Source organism: uncultured Granulicatella sp., from assembly GCF_963528315.1.
In the GTDB taxonomy this organism is placed as follows: Bacteria; Bacillota; Bacilli; order Lactobacillales; family Aerococcaceae; genus Granulicatella.
Map to the genome: position 1 here is coordinate 1 of NZ_CAURVV010000026.1, position 20,402 is coordinate 20,402.

12 protein-coding genes are annotated in these 20,402 nt (G+C 34.0%); all 12 read right to left on the reverse strand.

Annotation, left to right across the window (positions count from 1 at the left end):
• A partial coding sequence (locus RYK07_RS06240; protein ID WP_314852962.1) for a MucBP domain-containing protein occupies positions 1–2,944 on the reverse strand: 2,944 nt, incomplete at its 3' end.
• 206 nt (positions 2,945–3,150) lie between these two features.
• Positions 3,151–4,029, reverse strand: coding sequence for a glycosyltransferase family 52 (locus tag RYK07_RS06245; RefSeq protein WP_314852963.1), 879 nt, complete (start codon positions 4,027–4,029; stop codon positions 3,151–3,153).
• An 18-nt stretch (positions 4,030–4,047) separates the two neighbouring features.
• On the reverse strand, positions 4,048–5,379 hold the full coding sequence (locus RYK07_RS06250) for a glycosyltransferase (RefSeq protein WP_314852964.1): 1,332 nt from the start codon (positions 5,377–5,379) through the stop codon (positions 4,048–4,050).
• A 61-nt stretch (positions 5,380–5,440) separates the two neighbouring features.
• On the reverse strand, positions 5,441–6,619 hold the full coding sequence (locus RYK07_RS06255) for a sodium:solute symporter family transporter (protein ID WP_314852966.1): 1,179 nt from the start codon (positions 6,617–6,619) through the stop codon (positions 5,441–5,443).
• Positions 6,619–7,275, reverse strand: coding sequence for an acylneuraminate cytidylyltransferase family protein (locus RYK07_RS06260; protein ID WP_314852967.1), 657 nt, complete (start codon positions 7,273–7,275; stop codon positions 6,619–6,621). The genes RYK07_RS06255 and RYK07_RS06260 overlap by 1 nt, the downstream gene beginning before the upstream one ends.
• On the reverse strand, positions 7,272–8,267 hold the full coding sequence (gene rfbB, locus RYK07_RS06265) for a dTDP-glucose 4,6-dehydratase (protein ID WP_314852968.1): 996 nt from the start codon (positions 8,265–8,267) through the stop codon (positions 7,272–7,274). Before rfbB ends, RYK07_RS06260 begins: the two co-directional genes overlap by 4 nt.
• Positions 8,268–8,284: 17 nt before the next feature.
• Positions 8,285–9,064 (reverse strand): alpha-1,2-fucosyltransferase, encoded by a 780-nt coding sequence (locus RYK07_RS06270; protein ID WP_314852969.1) that lies wholly within the window; start codon positions 9,062–9,064, stop codon positions 8,285–8,287.
• Positions 9,048–10,397, reverse strand: coding sequence for a dTDP-4-dehydrorhamnose 3,5-epimerase family protein (locus RYK07_RS06275; RefSeq protein ID WP_314852970.1), 1,350 nt, complete (start codon positions 10,395–10,397; stop codon positions 9,048–9,050). The genes RYK07_RS06270 and RYK07_RS06275 overlap by 17 nt, the downstream gene beginning before the upstream one ends.
• A 33-nt stretch (positions 10,398–10,430) precedes the next feature.
• Positions 10,431–11,672: a glycosyltransferase gene (locus RYK07_RS06280; RefSeq protein WP_314852971.1), complete on the reverse strand. Its 1,242-nt coding sequence runs from the start codon at positions 11,670–11,672 to the stop codon at positions 10,431–10,433.
• 2 nt (positions 11,673–11,674) lie between these two features.
• Positions 11,675–13,264 (reverse strand): glycosyltransferase family 52, encoded by a 1,590-nt coding sequence (locus tag RYK07_RS06285; protein ID WP_314852972.1) that lies wholly within the window; start codon positions 13,262–13,264, stop codon positions 11,675–11,677.
• A gap of 200 nt (positions 13,265–13,464) precedes the next feature.
• On the reverse strand, positions 13,465–17,610 hold the full coding sequence (locus RYK07_RS06290; RefSeq protein ID WP_314852973.1) for an SIALI-17 repeat-containing surface protein: 4,146 nt from the start codon (positions 17,608–17,610) through the stop codon (positions 13,465–13,467).
• A gap of 179 nt (positions 17,611–17,789) precedes the next feature.
• A complete protein-coding gene (locus RYK07_RS06295) occupies positions 17,790–20,228 on the reverse strand; it encodes a YSIRK-type signal peptide-containing protein (protein WP_314852974.1) in 2,439 nt (812 codons plus the stop codon).
• Positions 20,229–20,402: the final 174 nt, after the last annotated feature.

A 20,402-nucleotide genomic window follows, 5' to 3' on the forward strand; every position in this document is an offset into this window, starting at 1 on the left:
TGTCATATGCTGATCCTGGTCTTCCGTCTACAGTGTCTTTAGCACCTGAAGCTACGTTAGCACCAGCCGCGTCTACACCTACTAATGGAGTTCCGTCTTCAGTTTGGTAGTTAACGACTACTTGTCCTGCTTTTTCGTAAACGTATGTTACTGTAGTTGTACCTTCAACAACATCACCTGTTGCTGGTTTAGAACCGTCTTTAAGCTCTTTAGCTGTTAGGTAGTATTTAACACCATCTTTAGTGATTTCATCTTTTTTGTGGTCAGTTGTATCGTATTTAACGTTTAGCGAAGCATCTGTTTCGTCTTTTTCGTCTTCAGCAAGTACGTTACCTTCAGCATCTTCATACTTAACGACTACGTTACCTTTTACTTCTTTATAAACGTATGTTACTTCTTTAGTTTCTCCAGCAACAACTTTACCAGTTTCGGCACCTTTAGTCGCTGTTGGTACTAGTTCGTATACTTTTCCTTCTGCAGTTGTGATACGGTTTGGTTTCATTCCGTTGTCAGAAGTGTTGTAGTCAGTTCCTGCTTTAGCATCAGTTGTGTCTTTAGCACCTGAAGTTACATTAGCACCATCTGCAGTTCCTACTAATGGAGTTCCGTCTTCTGTTTGGTAGTTAACGATTACTGATCCAGCTTTTTCATAAACGTAAGTTACTGTAGTTGTTCCTTCTACTACGTCTCCTGTTGCTGGTTTAGAGCCATCTTTTAGAGCTTTCTCAGTTAGGTAGTATTTAACACCGTCTTTTTCGATAGATTCTTTTTTGTGGTCAGCTGTGTCGTATTTAACATTTAGAGAAGCATCTGTTTCATCTTGTTCATCATCGGCAAGTGAGTTACCTTCAGTATCTTCATACTTAACAACTACATTACCTTTAACTTCTTTATAAACGTATGTTACTTCTTTAGTTTCTCCAGCTACTACTGTACCTTCTTCTTCACCTTCAGTTGAATCTGGGACTAATTGGTAAACTTTTCCTTCTGCAGTTTTAATACGTTCTGGTTTCATTCCATTATCTGCAGTGTTATAAGCTGTTCCTGGTTTACCGTTATCAACATCTTTAGCACCTGATTCTACAGTTTTGCTTTCATCACCAACTACTGTACCTGTAAGAGCTGTTCCGTCTTCAGTTTTGTAGTTAACGATTACTGATCCAGCTTTTTCATAGATGTAAGTTACTTTTGTAACACCTTCTACTACTGTACCTGTTTCAGCTGGTGATGTAGTTTCTTGATCGTTTACAGCAGTTTTAGTGTTTGCTTCGTTTAGGTAGTAAACATTTCCAGCTGCATCTGTAAGTTTTTGAGGTTTTTCAGTTTCGTTTTCTTTAGTGTTGTACGCTACATTTTTAGGTGTTCTAACAGTTTTGTCTTCTACAACTACTTCTTGTCCATTAGCATCAACATAGTACTTCTCAGTTACTACTTCAGCTACTGTTTCAGGAGTGTCAGTATAAGGATCTTTTAATACTGTTCCATCTTCTGTTTGGTAGTTAACTACTACAGAACCTTTTTTCTCGATTTCACGAGTTTTTTCTTCTGCATAAGTGTAAGTGATTGTTGTAGTACCACTTGCTAAACGGTATGCACGAAGTGGAGTGATTTCATCACGATAAGAGTACTCTTCAACTTCCGGCGCAGGATCAGAAAATTTCATAAGAAAATTAGGACTATCTTCTAAAGTACTTGTTTCTTGATCAGTAACGCTTGCTATATCAGCTATTATATCAGTTGTAGGTCTTCCTTTATCATCAACTTGATCTCCATTATCAGCTTTAACCGCCAGAGGACCATCAGTTTTTGTCGCCATTCCTAAAGTAATATATCGTTTAAAATTAAGGAGGTTATCTTCAAATCCTTTTTCTTGAAGATATGCAAGATAGTTTTTTACAAGAGTTTTGTTTGCTTCTCCTGTTAAAGTATCTGGAGCCGCTTTAAAGTTTTGTACCATTGCATATGTTCTATTTAAAGTAGCCCCAGTTCCATCTTTACTATCTGCTACATTATCACTAGATGACAATTGTATCTGTGCTGTTAAAGAAAAACTCTCAGCTTTAGCTGTTACATAGGTATTTTTCTCAAGGACGAAAACATAGTCTCCTTCTTTGATTCCACCATCAGCTGTTACGTTAGCTGAAGTGAAGTCTTTTGCTGCAGTTTCTCCAGCTTTGAAAGCTTCTACCATCTTAGCATCAGAAGTGATTGCACCTGAATCAGCTAGTACATATTTACCATATGTTCCTTTCCCTGTTTGTTCAACGATCCAAGCTTTTCCACCAGCTTTTACAGTATCATAAGTGATTTTACCTTCTGCATTACTTAATCCTTCTGGAGTCAATTTCGCAGTAACATCACCTAGAGTTGTGTCAGAGTATACTCCTCCACCATCTCCAGTAGTTTCAACCTTAGGTTCTCCAATTAGGTGGTAAGTTTTTCCATCTTTTTCAATCGTTTCTTTCTTACCATTTTCTTTGGCAACGTCTAGGTCGCTATCTTGTGCATCTCCACCAGTAGTTTCTTTGAAAACTTCTCCTGATTTACCGAACACATCGTATGTTGTTTCGATCGTTTTATCAGCACCAGAATTTTGATTTTTGTTTTCTTCTAATACAGTATTTCCTTCAGCAGTTACATATTTGTAATCTACTTTTCCAGTTTTAGTGATTGTATTTGTTCCATCTTCAGTTGGATTAGTATCAAAGTTCTTACCATTATTTGGATCCGCAATATTAGCTGTATCCACAATTACTGATCCCTTGTCATTAGAAATCGTTGTTGTGTTGTCGCTGTTTTCTTTCATCGCTGCTTCTACAGTACTTGTTACAGAAGTTAACGCTACTGTTGCACCTAATAATAATGCAACTGTACCAATTTTGACCGAACCGGTACCATTTTTCAGTTTTCTAATTGAAAATTTATCTTTTTTATTAATAAACATGTTTTTCCCCTTTTCTTTAAATTTAATATCTTTTCAAAATTTTGCATAAAAATAAAGCACGAGAAATATTATATACTTCCCGTGCATATTTTGCAAATAATAACTATAGAATTTCGGATATTTTTTCACAATTTCGAACATTTTCCGACTATCATTGTTTCACATACAACTTTTTAGGATTATTTATCAAAAGTTCGATATACCAACTACCAACCGATAGCTACCGATTCAAAATCACAACCTAATCTTCTTAATTCATTTTGTCTTTTCTCATAATAAGGGATAGAAATCCCTATTACTTTTATATTTTTCACATTCTTTAGATGCAGACTCACCGAAGAAGTAAAATGATAAATTTCGATAAATTCATATTCTTTCCATAACTCCGGCAATACATCTTCTACGATATAAGGTGAATTTAAATATTGAACTCCTTCAATATGAAAAGTTTCTTTTGGATGAGGAATATAATAATCGATATTCAAGGCATTTGCATACGTTGTAATGAATCTTACTGAAATCGTATCATCCGTTTCTGAAAATTTCTGTCCTAGTAATACTCTGACTGTTTTCCCATTTGAAACAGGCTGAACATCTGTATTAAAAAAGTTATCTAAATAAACTAACTTCTCTTTATCCACTACATGATAGTTCGTTCGATATAATGTATAATGCTTTTCTGTTTTTTGAATTAAATCATCTCGATTTACGCCTAACTTGCCAATTTGTTGATTCATTAAAGGTAATGCATACATGCCATAAGGATAAACATTCGCATATCCATCATCAAAACTCATTAAATGTTGATACGAAGAACTTGCTACTATATCTAAAATAACTGGATGATCAAAACTTGCATAAAAGATTGTTTTATATTCACCTGAATATTTTTCAATTACTTTTTCATAATCTTCTACAGTTTGCATACAGTAAACTTCCGTAAAACCTTTAGAGTAGTAACGATGTCTTTCATTCATGACAGGTGTTAAATATAAACTGACAAAAGTTTCATCTGCATATTCTTTTTGAATATGCTTAGCAATTTTTGCTTGTAATGGTGTTGTTGCGATAATTAAGTTCTTCACTATAGCGCCTCCTTTCTTTTAATCTTCCATTCCTAATAATTCACGATAAATATTTGCTACATTTTCAATGGAATACTGTTTTGCTAATTCTAGATTTTGTTCATTCGACTGTTGATACTCTTCTTGTTCCATTTGTTCAATCTTTTCTAGCAATTCTTTTTTCGTACTAAATAATTGAATACCGCCTGTTTGTTTTGCATAATAACGGTGCGCAATATCAACATTGGACAACACTGCTAATAAACCTTCACTCATCGCTTCTACACAAGCATTGGCAAATAATTCAGAGTAACTGGATGATACATACGCTTGATGCAGATGGTACGGAACTTTGTCTACTATACCTTTGAAAACAACATTTTCTGGAATCTCATATTTTCGTTTTAACTCTTCAATTCTTTCTTCACTTCCACCATAGAAAGTCACAGTAGCTTTTGAACCTGCTAAATATAATGCAATAAATACTTCAATAATCCATTCCACATTTTTTAGTTCACTCATATTTCCTACTACGCAATAATTTATCACAGACCCAATCATTTTTGGAGATTGTTCTACTTGTGTCACCATTGGAGGAAGGAACTTTGTACTATAGCCTTGTTTTTCTAATTCAGTCGTTAATACTTCACTGGCTACTAAATAATCTGTTTTTCCTCGAAGGTTCGCTAAAGTCATATTTCTCAAAACATTTTCATGAATGACTTCATAATAATTTTTCTCAGTGTTTTCCATAAAGCGGAATATACTTGGCGCTGGAACGATATGTTGATCTCGAATCATTAAATCTGTTCGCTTGGCATTTTTGGCCAAATAGGAGACAACAAGATCATCTTCTGAGCAAAATTCTCCCTCTTTTAAATAAATATAACCCGGATAAAATAATCTTACTGGAGTAGGTTCTTTAAAAGGATCCATATATCTTGCTCGTAAAACTAATTCTCCATTCCCATGATACCAACGTAATTCTCCTGTTTGAAAATCTTCAAATAAATAAGGCCCCGAAGTATAAAAATATCTTCCCGTTCCATCAGCCAACGTCAAAGAACCTACAAATCCTTCTTCTGTTACCTCCACCTTGTCTCCCTCTTGAAGTGTTAAATCTTCTAGTCTTACAGACAAAGCATCATGTCCAATATTTGAAAAACTATTTGGTACATTAACAATCTCTTCTTCTAAGAAACCTAATGCCATAATTTCTTTTTTCCAATCTGGTCTTACTTGAGGACTGGTTGCTAAATGTATATAGGGAACTCCTAAATATCTAGCAACTTTGGCACGATATAATTGTGTCGTTTCAAATCCATAGCGATGTGTTTCTTTTACAGGATGAATCGTTATAATTCGTGACATAGTTTTTCCTCACTTTCTTTTTATTCTCTCTATTCAAAAATCCCCATCTTTCGACAGGGATTTAGGCTTTTTGTTTTAATTTTAATAAAATCCAAGCGCTACATAGTCCACTCATCAAAGGGACTAGCCCATATATCCACATTTCCATTTGAAAGAAAACTCTTATAACTCCCAAAGAAATGCACATACATAGTATAACATATAGACTCATTGACTTTCCAAAATTTGAAAAAATTAAACCGACTAATACTAGGCTAGAAATAATCGACAAGAAAATTCCGACATAGCCTACAAAAAATTCATACGAGGAAACTCCTCCTAAAGCAACGAGACTAGATGAAATAAACATATTCAATCCGAACACAAGAAGAAGACTATACTTGCCCGCATATTGTTTTTCTAAAATTTCATACCCTGTCGACAAAGTCGTCTGAGCAGATAATAGCACCCCAATCATTACTGGAATAGCAATCCACAACCCTTCACTTTTGGCATATTCTAATAAGACATTACCATTAAATTGATAGCCAGCCTGTTTTAGAGAAACTCCAATCACATATAAAAATCCTGTAAATAAAATTCCTAAACTAGCATTTAGTAAAATTGATTTCAACAACTTCGTTTTTCCTACTTTTTGAAATCTCTCTTGAATATCAGGGCTCACTAAATAAGAAGAAAAAGTTTGAAAAGATGCCCCTAGCAAAATCCAAGTAGAAAATGAATCTCTTTGACTAGGTGCTGCTTGATTTAACACTCCATTTGTCATCATTTTAAAAGCAATCACTATCATAGAAAGAAATAAAATAACCGAATATAAACTATCATACCGAACTACAGCCAACAGACCACCTCTAGCAACCCCATACGCCCATAAAGCTAACAGTAAAATCCAAAAATAAGCAGAGACACTAGTCAACTGTTCCAACATCACGGATGGAATATAGAGAACAATCCCAATTCTTAAGAGTTGGTACACTGTCCATAGGGACTTACTTAATAGAAAACTTCCATGCCCAAATCGTTGTCCAATAAAATGAAAGACATCTTCATAATCCATCATATGCGTTAGCACCCAATATAAAAGTGGCACAGCTAATAAAATTCCAAATTGAGCAATATAATTACGATATCCTGTATGATAAGCTGTATCCACAATTCCGATAAAAGAAATCGGTGATAATAATGTTGCAAAAATCGATAAACTGTACAAAATCCAGTTATACGTTTTATTCTTTTTCATTATTGTTGCTCCATAAATTGCGCAAATAACAAATCATCTTTATGATTAATATCGATATTACATTTTCCTTTTTGCAATATATAGCCTAAATCCCCACCATAAAATGATTTTGTCTGACAAAAAGTTCCTACTGTTACTCCAAATAAATTACCATTTGGATAGTAGTGTTTTGGTTGTTCTTGACGATTTGTTTGACAAGCATCAACTTGTTTAGATTCTAATCCTGTATCACTAATAGGTGTTACAAATAACGCCGGATTATATTCTAATTCTTTTACAGTAATGACACTGTCGTATTCTTCCATTAATCCCAACACTTTTACTAAGTCTTCGAACACACGAAATGGACTTGTTGGTTGAAGTAAGACAATTTTATCTTCAGCAGCTAAACCAAACGTTTCAATCACATCTTCTAATACTTCCACCATTGTTGTATGAGATGTTGCTAAACTTTCTGGTCTATTACGAACTTCTATCCCTTCACGATAAAATAGATGCTCACAATAATCGGTTGTTACGATAATTTTATCAAACACGTCTGCTTCTACAGCAAAATCAATCGCTCGATTTAATAAACTTTTTCCACCAACTACACTTAAATTTTTATGTGCTAATTCCACCGAACCACTACGTGCCGGAATTACGGCTACTTTCATAACATCCCCCTTTTCTTATCCTCTAATTCAGACCACCAAGCTGTATTTTGTCGATACCAATCAATTACTTGTTTTAACTCTTCCTCAAACTGAGTATGAATCGGCTGATATCCCAACTCTTCATATAATTTATGAGCATTAATTCCATATCTAAGGTCGTGCCCTGGTCTGTCTTCAATAAATTCAAAATCCGTTTTTTCTTTCCCAAGAAGTACTAGAATCATCTGTAATACTTCTAAATTATTTCTTTCATTATCAATTCCCACTAGATAAGTTTCTCCAATTTTTCCCTTATCTATTATTAAATCAATTGCTCGACAATGATCCTCCACATGAATCCAATCCCTCACATTCAAGCCATTCCCATATAATACCGGCTTTTCCTGTTTTAAAATATTAATAATTTGTCTCGGGATAAATTTTTCTGGATTTTGGTAAGGTCCATAATTATTCGAACAATTAGAAATCGTTGCTTGAACTCCAAACGATCGAACCCAAGCTTTCACTAATAAATCTGCAGATGCTTTTGTAGCAGAATAAGGCGAGCTTGGCTGATACTGAGTTTCCTCTGTAAACTTCTCCTTACTTTCTATTGGAAAATCTCCATATACTTCATCTGTTGAAATTTGATGAAAACGTAAGTGATATTTTCTTGCTAATTCTAATAAATGATGAGTACCTAATACATTTGTTTGAACAAAGGATGCTGTATCTGTTAAAGAGCGATCATTAAAAGATTCCGCTGCAAAATGCACAATTAAGTCATACTCTTGTGTAATGACTTTTTCTAACTGCTCACTATCCGCAATATCTACTTGATAAAATCGAACTCTATCATCTAACACATCAGAAATCGTTGAAAAAGATGAAGCATACGTCAATTTATCTAAAATCGTAATTGTAACATTTGGATAATAACGTTTGATATAGCGTACAAAATTTGACCCAATAAATCCAGCCCCACCTGTTACGATAATATTTTGATACTTCACTCTAATTCCTTCTTTCTTTAGAATTCCCCATTGTTCTCACGATTTACATCGATTAATAACCAATTTCGTGCATCTGCAATTTGACGTCCCTCTTCAATTAACATCGTATTAAAATTAGGCGCAAAAACTTGTACCTCAGGCTTTGCCATTCTCAAAACATATCCAACCCAATAACAATAAGTTGAGTTTGCACTAATAAAATATTTCTTACAATTAAATAATTGGACAAAATTATCTCGAATATCTTGCTCCTCTACTACAATTGGAAAAATGAATGAATATTTTTCTTTTAAGGCTGGAACTAGTTCTTCCCTACACCAATAAACATCATCTGACGTGATACGAATCGTCATTGTTTGAAAATTCTCTGCTTCTAATTCTGCAATTCGTTCTAAGCAATCCTCAACATATTGCATCATATCATAGCCATAATGTTTATAGCGATCCTTTTGAATAAAATCAGTTCTTCTAATCGCAATTGTAATATCTTTTTCTTCAAATTCTCTTGATAACTGTTGAATCGGCTCTTGTAAATATCTTGCAACAAAGGAATCCACATGAACCGGTAAGTAATCTTCCCCTGATATTTGAAAATAGCCGAACTCCTCTAATTCTATCCCATTTGCTTTACTAAATAATTCAGCTGTTTTAGGAAAAAAAGTTTGAGCAAAAGCATAATAACCTGTTCGTAATACATAACTCTCTGCAATCCCATCCAAGCGATCTTTATGAGCCTGTAATAATAAATATAATAGATTACCTAATTGAAACCCTCTGTCATTATAATAAACTTTCACCGCTTTTCTCCTTATGCTTTCTAAAATATTGCCCTAATTTTGAGTTATCAGGCTTTTGAGATAATGCTTTTATTTGTTGCCCAGTATACAGAACTGTATCTTTGATTTGCAATACCATCCCTTTAGCATCAAATAATTCTTGAATGATTGTTTGAACTAAGTCTTCAATCGCTGTCACTTGATAAATATGTTTATCCTCATATAGTGAAGACACTGGAGGGAGTTGTTCTAATAACTCTAGAGGAACTTCTTGAATTCTTTCAGCTACCTGTTCTGTTACTAAACAATAATAACTTTCTAAAGCCGGAATTTTTTCTAGCTGTTCTTTTGTTACAAAACTCCACTGTTGATGAAGCAAGTCATGAATCAATCCTTTTTTCAGATTTTCTCCATATAATGTATCCATAAAATAAATCGAATGATTCGAGTGATGTTGAAGAACTGCCTGACATACTTCATTTTGTACTTGCCCATATCGATTCTCAGAATGCAAGGCAGTTTGAGACGACACTAGGACAAATTGCATTGCCTTTACTTTGGCAATAGTATCTACTAAGATTTCAATCTCTTCTACTGGATTAGCAAGTCCAATATTTGTTTTGAATTTTTCAGAAGAAGGAGCTGTACAAATGACACAGTCATATTCTTGTTGAAGTAATTCAGATAAATTATCACGATTGAATCCATCTACTTCATATTGTTTGAAAGAGTGCAATTGTTCAAAAACTTTTGAACCAATCACTCCGGTATAACCAATGACTGCAATTTTTTTACGTGTAGATTCGATTTTTTTAACGATAGACAAATACGAATCACTCTTCTGGTCTTTTGAAGAAATAATCACTTCTCCAGATAAATCCCATGGTAAATTCAACGTCTTATCAAGTGGCATAATTCCAGCATGTTTAGCATTTGGATCATAGTAACCTGTGACTAAATAATTCAAAATCCCTTTATCCGTTAAAGCTTGAGCCCCATTAGAAACTCCAGCAGGGACAAAAATTGCCATTCCTGGAACGACATCAATCACATCTACAGCCTTATAGCTTGGAGAACTTAAACGCAAATCGATAAAACACATACGAAACGTACCTGAAGCAACGGTCATTAACTTCGCCCAACCTTGACAATGCATTCCTCGAATCGTTCCTTTTTTAGAAACGGACACATTGTTTTGTAACTTCCCTTGGAAAAACGATTCAGGAACACCATATTGTAACAAGTCCATCTTCCGCCAATTTTCAACGAAATATCCCCGTTCATCATGATGAAGAGGACTTGATAAAATTATAAGTCCTTGAATATTATTTTTTATCTGTTCTTCTATTTTCATTCTTAGTCCTCCTCTCTACCTAGAATTGCCTCATTATAATTTTAAAACTTGACGATACATTTCTGCTACTGTTTCTTTTATATAATTTTTGGCAAAAACGGAAGAAGAATACTCTCCTTTATGTTGAAAAACTCTAAGCGTTTCAACTAGTTCGTTCAATGAACGGAATGTTTTTGTATTCGGACAAATTCTTCCATAATAGGCATGCGCTAAATCTGTATGAGATAATAAGCAAACTAGTCCTTTGGCAGAAGCTTCCACTGCTGAATTGGCAAAACACTCGCTATAAGAACAAGAAAGATATCCTTGATGTTTTTCATACGGAACAGGCGTTACAAATCCTGCATATGTTACATTTTCTGGAAGTTGTTCTTTTGTAATACCTTCTGGCAATGTTCCATAAATCGTTAAACGACTATCCGGAACTTGTCTAACAGCTTCAATTGCTAATTCACATTTTTTAATAATCGTCATATTTCCAACAATACACCAATCAGTTACTGTTTCATACGTTTTTTCTTGAACCTCATCTATATAAACAGGTGGCAAGAACCTCACAACGTCACTTCCTAAACGTTCTTCTAACACTGGACTGGCTACTATATTGGTACACCAGTTTTGCAAAACAAACTTCATAAAAGGGGCTAATATATTGTAATGAGTAAAGGCAAACAATTCTCTTCCTGTATTTTGGAAGAATTTTCTCAGTTGCAATGGATATTCATTCACCATATCAATGATGAACTTATCTTGAGGAGTGGAGTTCTCTGCTAAATAATAACTCACTAACTGCCACTGAGAATACGTTTCTCCCGTTTCAACAAAACGATAGGCATGATAAATCTCACTAATATCCCCTTCTAAAATAATTCCCTTTGAACCAAATAAAGTAAAAGTATTCTGTTTATCATCTATTCGATATAATAACTGTGAAGTATAACACTCAACTGTGCCATCCTCATAATGTACTAATCCTACATAGCCTTCTTTAGTATACTCAACTTCTTTGACGCCTTCTAATGTAGAAAGAAAATCCTCTGAAATACTTGGTTGAACTCTAGCTAAATCAGATAAATCAAAAATAACATGATAAAAATTTTGGAATCCCAATTCTTCCAATTGCTCCACAAAGTTAGGAACAATATTGGTTAAATTCGTAAAAATAAATTGGTGCTCGACTCCAAGAGATTGCATCAAGTTTTGACGAGCTAACTGACTACTTTCAAAGCCGTAAATACTAATTGGAACTCCTTCTTTTATAGTAAATACTCTCATGATTATTCCCCTTCTAAAACTTCTTCAAGAGTTAAACCTCGTGTTTTAGCTAAACGAGTTCGAAAAGCCATCCATTTATCATGACTATCAGAAAGACGATAAAATACAGACAAATTATTCAGTACAAAAGCATTTTCCTTCGTTACCATTCTCGCCCACAAATGCCAATCTTCAAACCCTTCATATCCAGATTGATAACCACCCGCTTCCTCATAAGCTGATTTTCTAAAAATTACCGTTGAGTGATTAAATACATTTTGATACGCCAGTTGGAACCATAACGTTTCTCCAAATAGATGATTTTGCTTATTTCTTTTCAACTTCCTATTTTTTTCATCTTCTTCAGCAGTCACTCTTGAGCCTACAATGTCTAATGAAAGATTTGATTCTAATTGATGCAATACCATCTCCAAATGCCAAGGCATCCATACATCATCAGCATCTTGTCTCGCGATATACTCTCCTTGAGTCATATTGACTCCCGCAATTAATGTACAAGAAATCCCTTGATGCGTTAGTTTTTCATAATGAATCCGAGAATCTGTTAAATATTTCTGACATACTTCTTGTGTTCGATCTGTTGAACCATCATCAACAATCCACAATCGAAACTCTTGATGTGTTTGATTTAAAATGGACTGAATCGATTCATCAATTGTCTTCTCTCCATTATAAACAGGCATCACAATATCCACACAAGTATCCGATAGGGAAAGATTACGATACGAAATTCCATGTTCCAATAAAATATCTGACTCAAAACTACTTAAAAATGTACGGTAAGCTTGAACGTTAACTCCTTCAATCTCTTTAACGAATAAAAAGGCTGTTGAATAGAAACCATACACTTCTACAAATTCATACTCTGCTAATAATGAATAAATTTCCTCTTCAAAGCAATTAGTAGGCGCAGCTACTTGAATTCCTTCTACTTCCACTACTGCACGTGGGTGAGGATAATAGATATCTGCCTTACAATCTTGGATTGCTTTTTTTGTTAATTGTTTTGTTAATTGAATATCTCCTTCATCGAATATTGACCCTAAAGCTTGTCCTAAAAATACTCGAATAACTTTCCCATTATTTGCTCGCTTAAACTCTTGTGGCTTTGTATTTAAAGTTAGATGTACTTGTCTTTCTTCTTCAAATAACTTCGTTTGATTAAATACTGTAAAATGTTTTTGAGATAGTGACATCATTTGCCCTAATGTTAATCCTAAAGGAGAAACTACTCGATGAAGATTTTGTGTATACATATTTGGAACAATAATCGACGTACTGCCATCATCAAAAGTAAATAATTGCATCTGATTAGGAGTAAAGAAACTATACGCTACAGGATTATCCAAACTAGCCAAATACAAGGAAGTAATCACTTTATCTGAAAGAAATTGTTGTAAAGGTTCTTTAACTATTCCATCTTTGAAAATACATACTTCTTTACAAAATTCTTTCATTTTTTCTGCATAAAGCATCTGTCTTGAATCATTGGACATCATTAAATACATACCATAAAATTCTAAATCTGTATGACGTGCTACTTCTCTAGCAACTAGCACTTGAAAAGGTGATGTACAAAAAATCAGATTCATTCTACTTCCTACTTTCTTTTTTTGATTCTACTTTCCAAATATTTTTTATAAATGAACACTCTCATTATACCATAATGGCTATTTGAAAGCTTTTATTTACCCATTGTTTATAAAGAAAAGCCAAAAGGTTTGGTTATGATACCAACCTTTTGGCTTATAGTAGTTAATGATGGAAATCTTTTTTAAAGAATTACTTCAATCTACTCATTTTCTTTTTTCTTAGGAGCTATTAATCCTAAACCTGCAAGAATTGAACTTGCTGCAGCTCCGAAGATTGCAAATTCATTACCTGTACCTGTTTGAGGTAATTCTTCCACTTTATTTTTTTGAACTGAAGTTTGATGTTCCTGTCCTTCATGTGAAGGAGTTGCATCATTTTGTTTTGGTTCTTCTTTCTTAGGTTCTTCATGTTTTGGCTCTGGCTTAGGTTCTGGTTTCGGATCCGGTTTAGGCTCTGGTTTTGGAGTTGGACTTGGATCTGGCTGTGGTTTTGGTTTTTCAGGAATCTTCAACTCTGGAATATCCACAACTGGAGGATCTAATGGAACTACTCCACCATCAAACTCTGGTTTCTCAACTGTTGGTGCTCCAATTTGCATTACATATTGGTAAACAATAGTTGTTGTTCCTTCTTCAACTAAACCTTTTTCTTTCACAGTATTTTTAAACTTATCTCCTGCTGGAAGAACACGTTTTAATCGGAATGTCACTCCATCGACTTCAATCGTTTCTTTTGGTGTTACCGCATATTCTTCACCAGTAGCTTTGTATGTCGTTTCTTCTTTATCACCAGTAGTTGTAGTTGTCGCTTCAGCTACAATAACATTGTTCTTAACTACTAAATCATCTGCAATAATATTTTCGTTAGAATCAACAAATTTAAGAATAACTGTTCCTTTTTTATCTTTTGCGTAATCACGTACACTGTTTGGTTTATTTTGAGAGTATTTAACAATAACAGATGAATCTTCTGATTCATGTGTTACAGCTAATTCTTCTACCTTAGCTTTATCTACAGTGTAATCTTTAATTTCTGGTGAAACTACTTCAGATAATTTTTGTTCTGGAGTCCAATCTGTAGTGTACACCACTTGACCTGTTCGACTGTTGATTTCCGCAGTTCTTGTGAAGCGAGCTTTTTGATTAACAGATGTGCTTGCTTCTTGTCCCGCTTTTGGTCCATTTTCGTAAACATAAGTGATATCACGTTTCACTTCTTTTAATAAACCTAAATCTTTGTACGAACGGTTTTGTGGGTCATTAGGAATCTTGTCCTCTGGTTTTGGAGGTGTATTTTCTCCTTCGTTAGGCTTAGTTGGATCTACTGGAATAACATAATCGTATTGATATACAACTGTTGTAGTTCCTTCTTTTACCTTACCTGTTTCTTCTAATACATTGTTGTATTTATCAGAAACTGCATATACTCCACGGAAGACATATTTCTTACCATCTTTATTAATTGTATCAACTTTCTTCTCAGTAGTATTGTAGTTTACATCATTTTCTGTTACTTCATCACGAGTTGATAGAACAACGTCACCTGATTTTGTAGCATATGTTTTCGTTGTTTTAACAACTGCATCTGTTACTACATTTGCAGCATCTTTGATTTCATTACCGTCAGCATCAACGTACTTAACAACTACTGAGCCTTTCGTTTCAACTGTTTTAGATGGTGTTACTTCTTCTTGTTTATCTAGAGTATAGCTGTAGATAACGTGTTTTTCACCTTCTGTTACGTCCCCTGTTGCTGGAGCTGAGTCAGATGTTAGTCCTACATATTTATAAACTAATCCTGTAGCTTCATCTTTAAGAGTTGGGTATTGTTTATCTGTAGTATCGTATTTTTCTGTAACGGTACGTTTTTCTTTACGTTCAGATACTTTCACCCCTTTTGAGTAAGTTACATAAGTATCTTCATACTCTAGAGGAACATTGTTTTTCACTACTTCTGTTTCTTTTAATGTTTTTAACGTTCCATCTTCGTTGATAACAACGTGTTTCACATCAACAGACCCTGTTTTTGTAACTTCTGATTTAGACGGAGTTTTCTCTTCTTCACTTACTAGACGGTATTCGTAAACAACTTCTGTAGTTCCTTCTACTACTTTACCGCTAGCAGCTGGAGAACCTTGTTTTAGACCTACATACTCATATGTGAATCCAGTATCAGCATCCACTAATGTTGGATATTGTTTTGGAGTTGTATCGTAGTTTTGTTCTACAGTTTTAATATCAGTACGCTCATCAACTTTTGTTTCACCTGAATATAGACTTACGATAGTTTTTGTTTCAAGCGTTACATTGTCTTTATCAGTTTCTGATTTTAATTGTTTCCCATCAGTTGTTACGTACTTAATAACGACACTACCTTGTTTAGTAGCTGTTATTTCTCCAGCTTCTTCTTTTGTGATTTTTAAGTTGTAGTAATGAGTTACGACTGGTTTTTCTTCACCCATTACTTTATAAGCACGAATTGGAGTGATGATTTCTTTTTTAGTAACTGTAGCAGTATCCGTTGTTGTTTCATCAGAAGGTTCCCATTCTTTTACTTCACGTTTAGATCTAGTCAACGTAGCTTGATTTTTATCATCTGCAACCGTAACACCCCATGCTCCATCAGTTGTCACATTCGAAATATTAATTTTCCCTTCTGTATTTATCGGGTATTTATTCCAAATTACATCATGTCCATCATTTCTATCATACTTAGTATTTGTTGTTACTACTAAGCCACCTACAGTTGTAAATTCATAAGTTTTTGTCACTATTTTCGTGACAGGAAACAAATCACCGTCAACTGCTCCATATTTTTGAGCCTCTTCTTTTGAAGCATTAGTCTTCGTCACCTTATCAATGATAGGTAAAGCATCTAAAACTGTACTTATATCTCTAACTTTGTTTTCAAATTGATCTAGTTTAGATGCGTCACTGTCAGCTGAAGCATCATTTACATAAAACCCTACTTTACCATTAGATAAACCAACTCGAATATTATTATCTTTCATATAATTAACGAGTTCATCTACTTTGTTATCTAAATTAGTTTTAACTGTATTAATCGCTTCGATATCCATAGGTTTTTCCGCATTACTAGAAAAGAAATCAACAAGTCGATATCCAGTTGCAAAAACATCTTTCAATATATCTTTCACTGAAGCATTTGACGTGTCTAAATCCGGTGTTTTTTGAAGATATTTAGAATATTTATCCTCTCTACCTGACAAATCAAAAACATCCATTAATTTTCTCGTTTGCGTACCATTCGAAGTTGCGTTTCTTTCATTATCATCAGCAGTACCGAAGACATTATCATCCCCGATATCTTTAATGGCTGTATAATTTTCTCTAAGAATCGCATAGGTCATACCCCAGATATCATTGGAAGTTCCGTCATAAATATTTTCTTTTACTGCAACATAAGTGACAGCTGTTCCTGTTTTTTTACTTTTTCTTTCTACAGTATTTGTGGTTGCATACGTATCTTTATCAAGAACAAGTACTGTGTCCCCTTCTTGAAGTGTTACATTTTCTTTAGTAAATTCTTTAGCAGTAACTTCTCCAGCTTTCCATTTTGTTACTGCGTCTTCATCACTAGTTACGCCATTAGCCTCTACGAATTTACCGTACCTTCCATCAGAAGTTTCTTCAACAAGATAAACTTTACCTGTTGTTTTTGTATAGTCGATTTCTCCTAGTTTATTGTGCATTCCCTCTGGAGATACACTTGCTTCAATATTGTTGAAACTTGTTTTGTCATACTTAGGTTTATCAGTACCTTCAATTTCAGAACGTACGTATTCATAGACTTTATTATTCGCTTCTACAGTATCTTTTTTACCAGTAGTTTCAGTAACAGAATCTCCAGTTTTAGCTACTGTTGATTCACGGTAGTCTTTCCCATCTGTATCAGCTGCAAGACCTTTTTTATCGTAAGGTGTTGTTACTGTACCTTTTCCAGCTTCTACTGTTTCTGTTTTTAGTAATGACTTATCAGAATCCAGTTTGTAATTTACCGTTGCTTCTGATTTGAAGTTCACTGTGTCATTGCCGTCAGTATCACCAGTATTGATGTTAGCTTTTGTTGGCTCAGTTGCTCCTCCATCTAAAACTGCATCGACTTTGAAAGTTTTAGATGCATCTGTATCATCTGTAAAAGTAGTTGCCTTTGCAGATTCAACTTTAGATGTATCACTTACTATCGTGGGTTCTTTCGTACCATTTGAAGTAACATCTGCATAAACGTTTCCATTCGCAAAAAATAAGCCAATCACTGCACTTGCTAATCCTACTCCCTTGAATTTTCTCAAGGAATATTTTCTTTGTATATCTCTATTTCCCATTGTTTTTCCCTCTTTATTCAGTTCACTTTTAAAAATCTATACTTATAGCATTTGTATGCTAAGTATATCACTAATATCTCTAAGAAAATATTAAATTAATATTACAAAATTTATATAATTTCAATTTTTATTTATACAAAAATAGGAGTAAATCCTAAAAATTTACTCCTAAATATTCATTATTCTTTTCTTTGTTTCCCTGGCATTACTAATCCTAGACCTGCAAGAATTGAACTTGCTGCAGCTCCAAAGATTGCAAACTCCTGTCCTGTACCTGTTTGAGGTAATTCTTCTACTTTTTTAGTAGGAACGGAAGTTTGATGTTCGTTTCCTTCATGTGAAGGAGTTGCATCATTTTGTTTCGGTTCTTCTTTCTTAGTGTCTTCTTTCTTAGGTTCTTCAGGTTTTGGTTCTGGAGTTTGTTGTGGTTTGAATTCAGGTTTAGACTCCTCAGGTTTATAAGCTTGTTTTTTCTTAAAAACATGAGTAACAATACCATCAGCATCTACTGGAATTGTTCCAACAAATTCATACCCTTCAATTGTACCTGGTTCAAACGCCTCATTTGCTTGACCTTCTACAGAAGGATTTTTAGCATCTGCTGGTTTTAAGGTGTTTCCGTATTCATCTACCCATTTAGTAATAATTAATTGCGGTAAAGTTAATGGATTATCTAACTCTCCGTTTACTCCGCCTTTGGATTCAGGAACTTCAGATTTTTTAACCACTTCTTTATAAAAATGATTGACAACAACATTACCTTCTGACATCACTTTGTATGCACGAATAGGAGTAATCAATTCTTTCACTACGTAATCTGTTTCTTCTTTAATATTTGCCTCTTGTTTTGTTAACTCAAATTCTGTTGTATTTGAATCTGTATGAACAACTTTAATCTTACTTAAATCATCTGAAATTGTTACAACACCTTTATTAGCATAAATAGAATCTTCTTTTGTTTCTACTTCAGGATTCACTTTTTCCCAGTCAGTGATATGGTCTGGCTCTGCATCTTTATGGTAAGATTTAATGACACCTGATGCAAAACCATATATTCTAGAGTATTTTAAAACGCCTTTTTTCGTTAATGTCACATTTTTTAATTGCTTATACTCTGGTAAAGTTTCTACAGACGTTCCTAATGAGATATTTAAATCACCTAGCACATTTTGAGCTTCTTCAATTTGAGTTCTTAATTGTTTCAAAATTTCTGGATTTGCTTGAGAGAACATTAATCCTCTTTCAGATTCTACGGCTACTTTAATTTGATTTTGTCGAATCATTGCAATGGTACTAGCAATATTTTGTTTCAATTCTTCTTTTCTCGCTTGAACTTCTTTTCTATCAGTTTCATTGTTCACATTACGGTCAAAGTATTCTAATATTCCATTTATTTGAGCATGCATCTCTTCTAGAATTTCTTCTAAAGATTCATTTTTAAAATTATATTTATTTGAATCTGTTATTCCTGGAGGTAAACTTTTAGAAATATTATTATAATATAAAATATTCTCATCTTTAAAATTCACTTTCCCGTCATCAGCTGTACCAAATATATAGTCATCCCCTATAGTTGGAAATTCGCCTGTTTTCGGTTGCATCCAAAAAGCATATGTCGGCGATCCAGGAATCCCTTCTGTTCTTTCAAAAGCTTCCGTATAATTGTATTCAGGTTTTGCAGCAATTTTTTTACGTCTATATTCTACTGTATTAACAGTTCTTTTCCCACTTCCATGAGCATAAGTATCTCGATCCATTACAAGAACTGTATCGCCTTCTTTTAGAGTAACATTTTCTTTCGTAAATTCTTTAGCTGTTGCTTGTCCATTTTTCCAAGCGTTTACTGCTTCTTCATCACTATTGATATTCGATGCTTCTACATACTTCCCATAATGTCCATCTGAAGTTTCTTCTACTAAGTAAACTTTTCCTGTAATTTTTCCATAATTAATTTCACCAAGATTGTTATGCATTCCTTCTGGCGAAACTGGAGCTTCGATATCGTTAAATTTTGTTTTATCAATTTTATCATAAGTTGCTTTATCTTTACCCACGACTTCTGAACGGACTAATGTATATTCTTTATCATTAGCTTTAATATTCTCTACTTTACCAGTATCTTCTGTAACAGCCTCTCCTCTTTTTTCTACACTTGATTCACGGTAATCTTTTCCGTCTGTATCATAAGCAATACCTTTTTTATCATATGGAGTTGTGACTGTAGTTTTCTCGCCCTCTACAGTTTTTGAATCTTGTAGTTTAGAATTATCCGTTTCTAATAAATAGTTAACAGTTGCTTCTGAATGATATTTTAAAGAATCTTTTCCGTCCGCATCTCCTGTATTATAATTGGCTTTTGTCGGTTTTTTATATCTAATATCTGCAACTGCATCTACTGTTACTTTCTTTGTTGAATCTTTATCGTCTGTAAAAGTTGTTTTTGCTCTAGAGGAAACTTTATCAAACTCCCCTACAATTGTTGTTTCATCTTTTCCATCCGCAGTTACATTCGCATAAACAGATTGATTCGCAAAAAACAATCCAATCACTGCACTTGCCAACCCAATCCCTTTAAATTTTCGTAATGAATATTTTTTCTGAACATCTTTATTTCCCATTTCCAACCTACCTTATCATTTTAAGTTATTCAGAGTCATTATACTCTTATTTCCTAGTAAATAAAACGTTTTTATCTTACAGATTTATTACACTTTTACGACAAAAAAATCCTGCTAGCTGTACTGCACCCCAAAAGTTAGACATAAAAAATCTAACTTTTGGGGTGTTTTTTT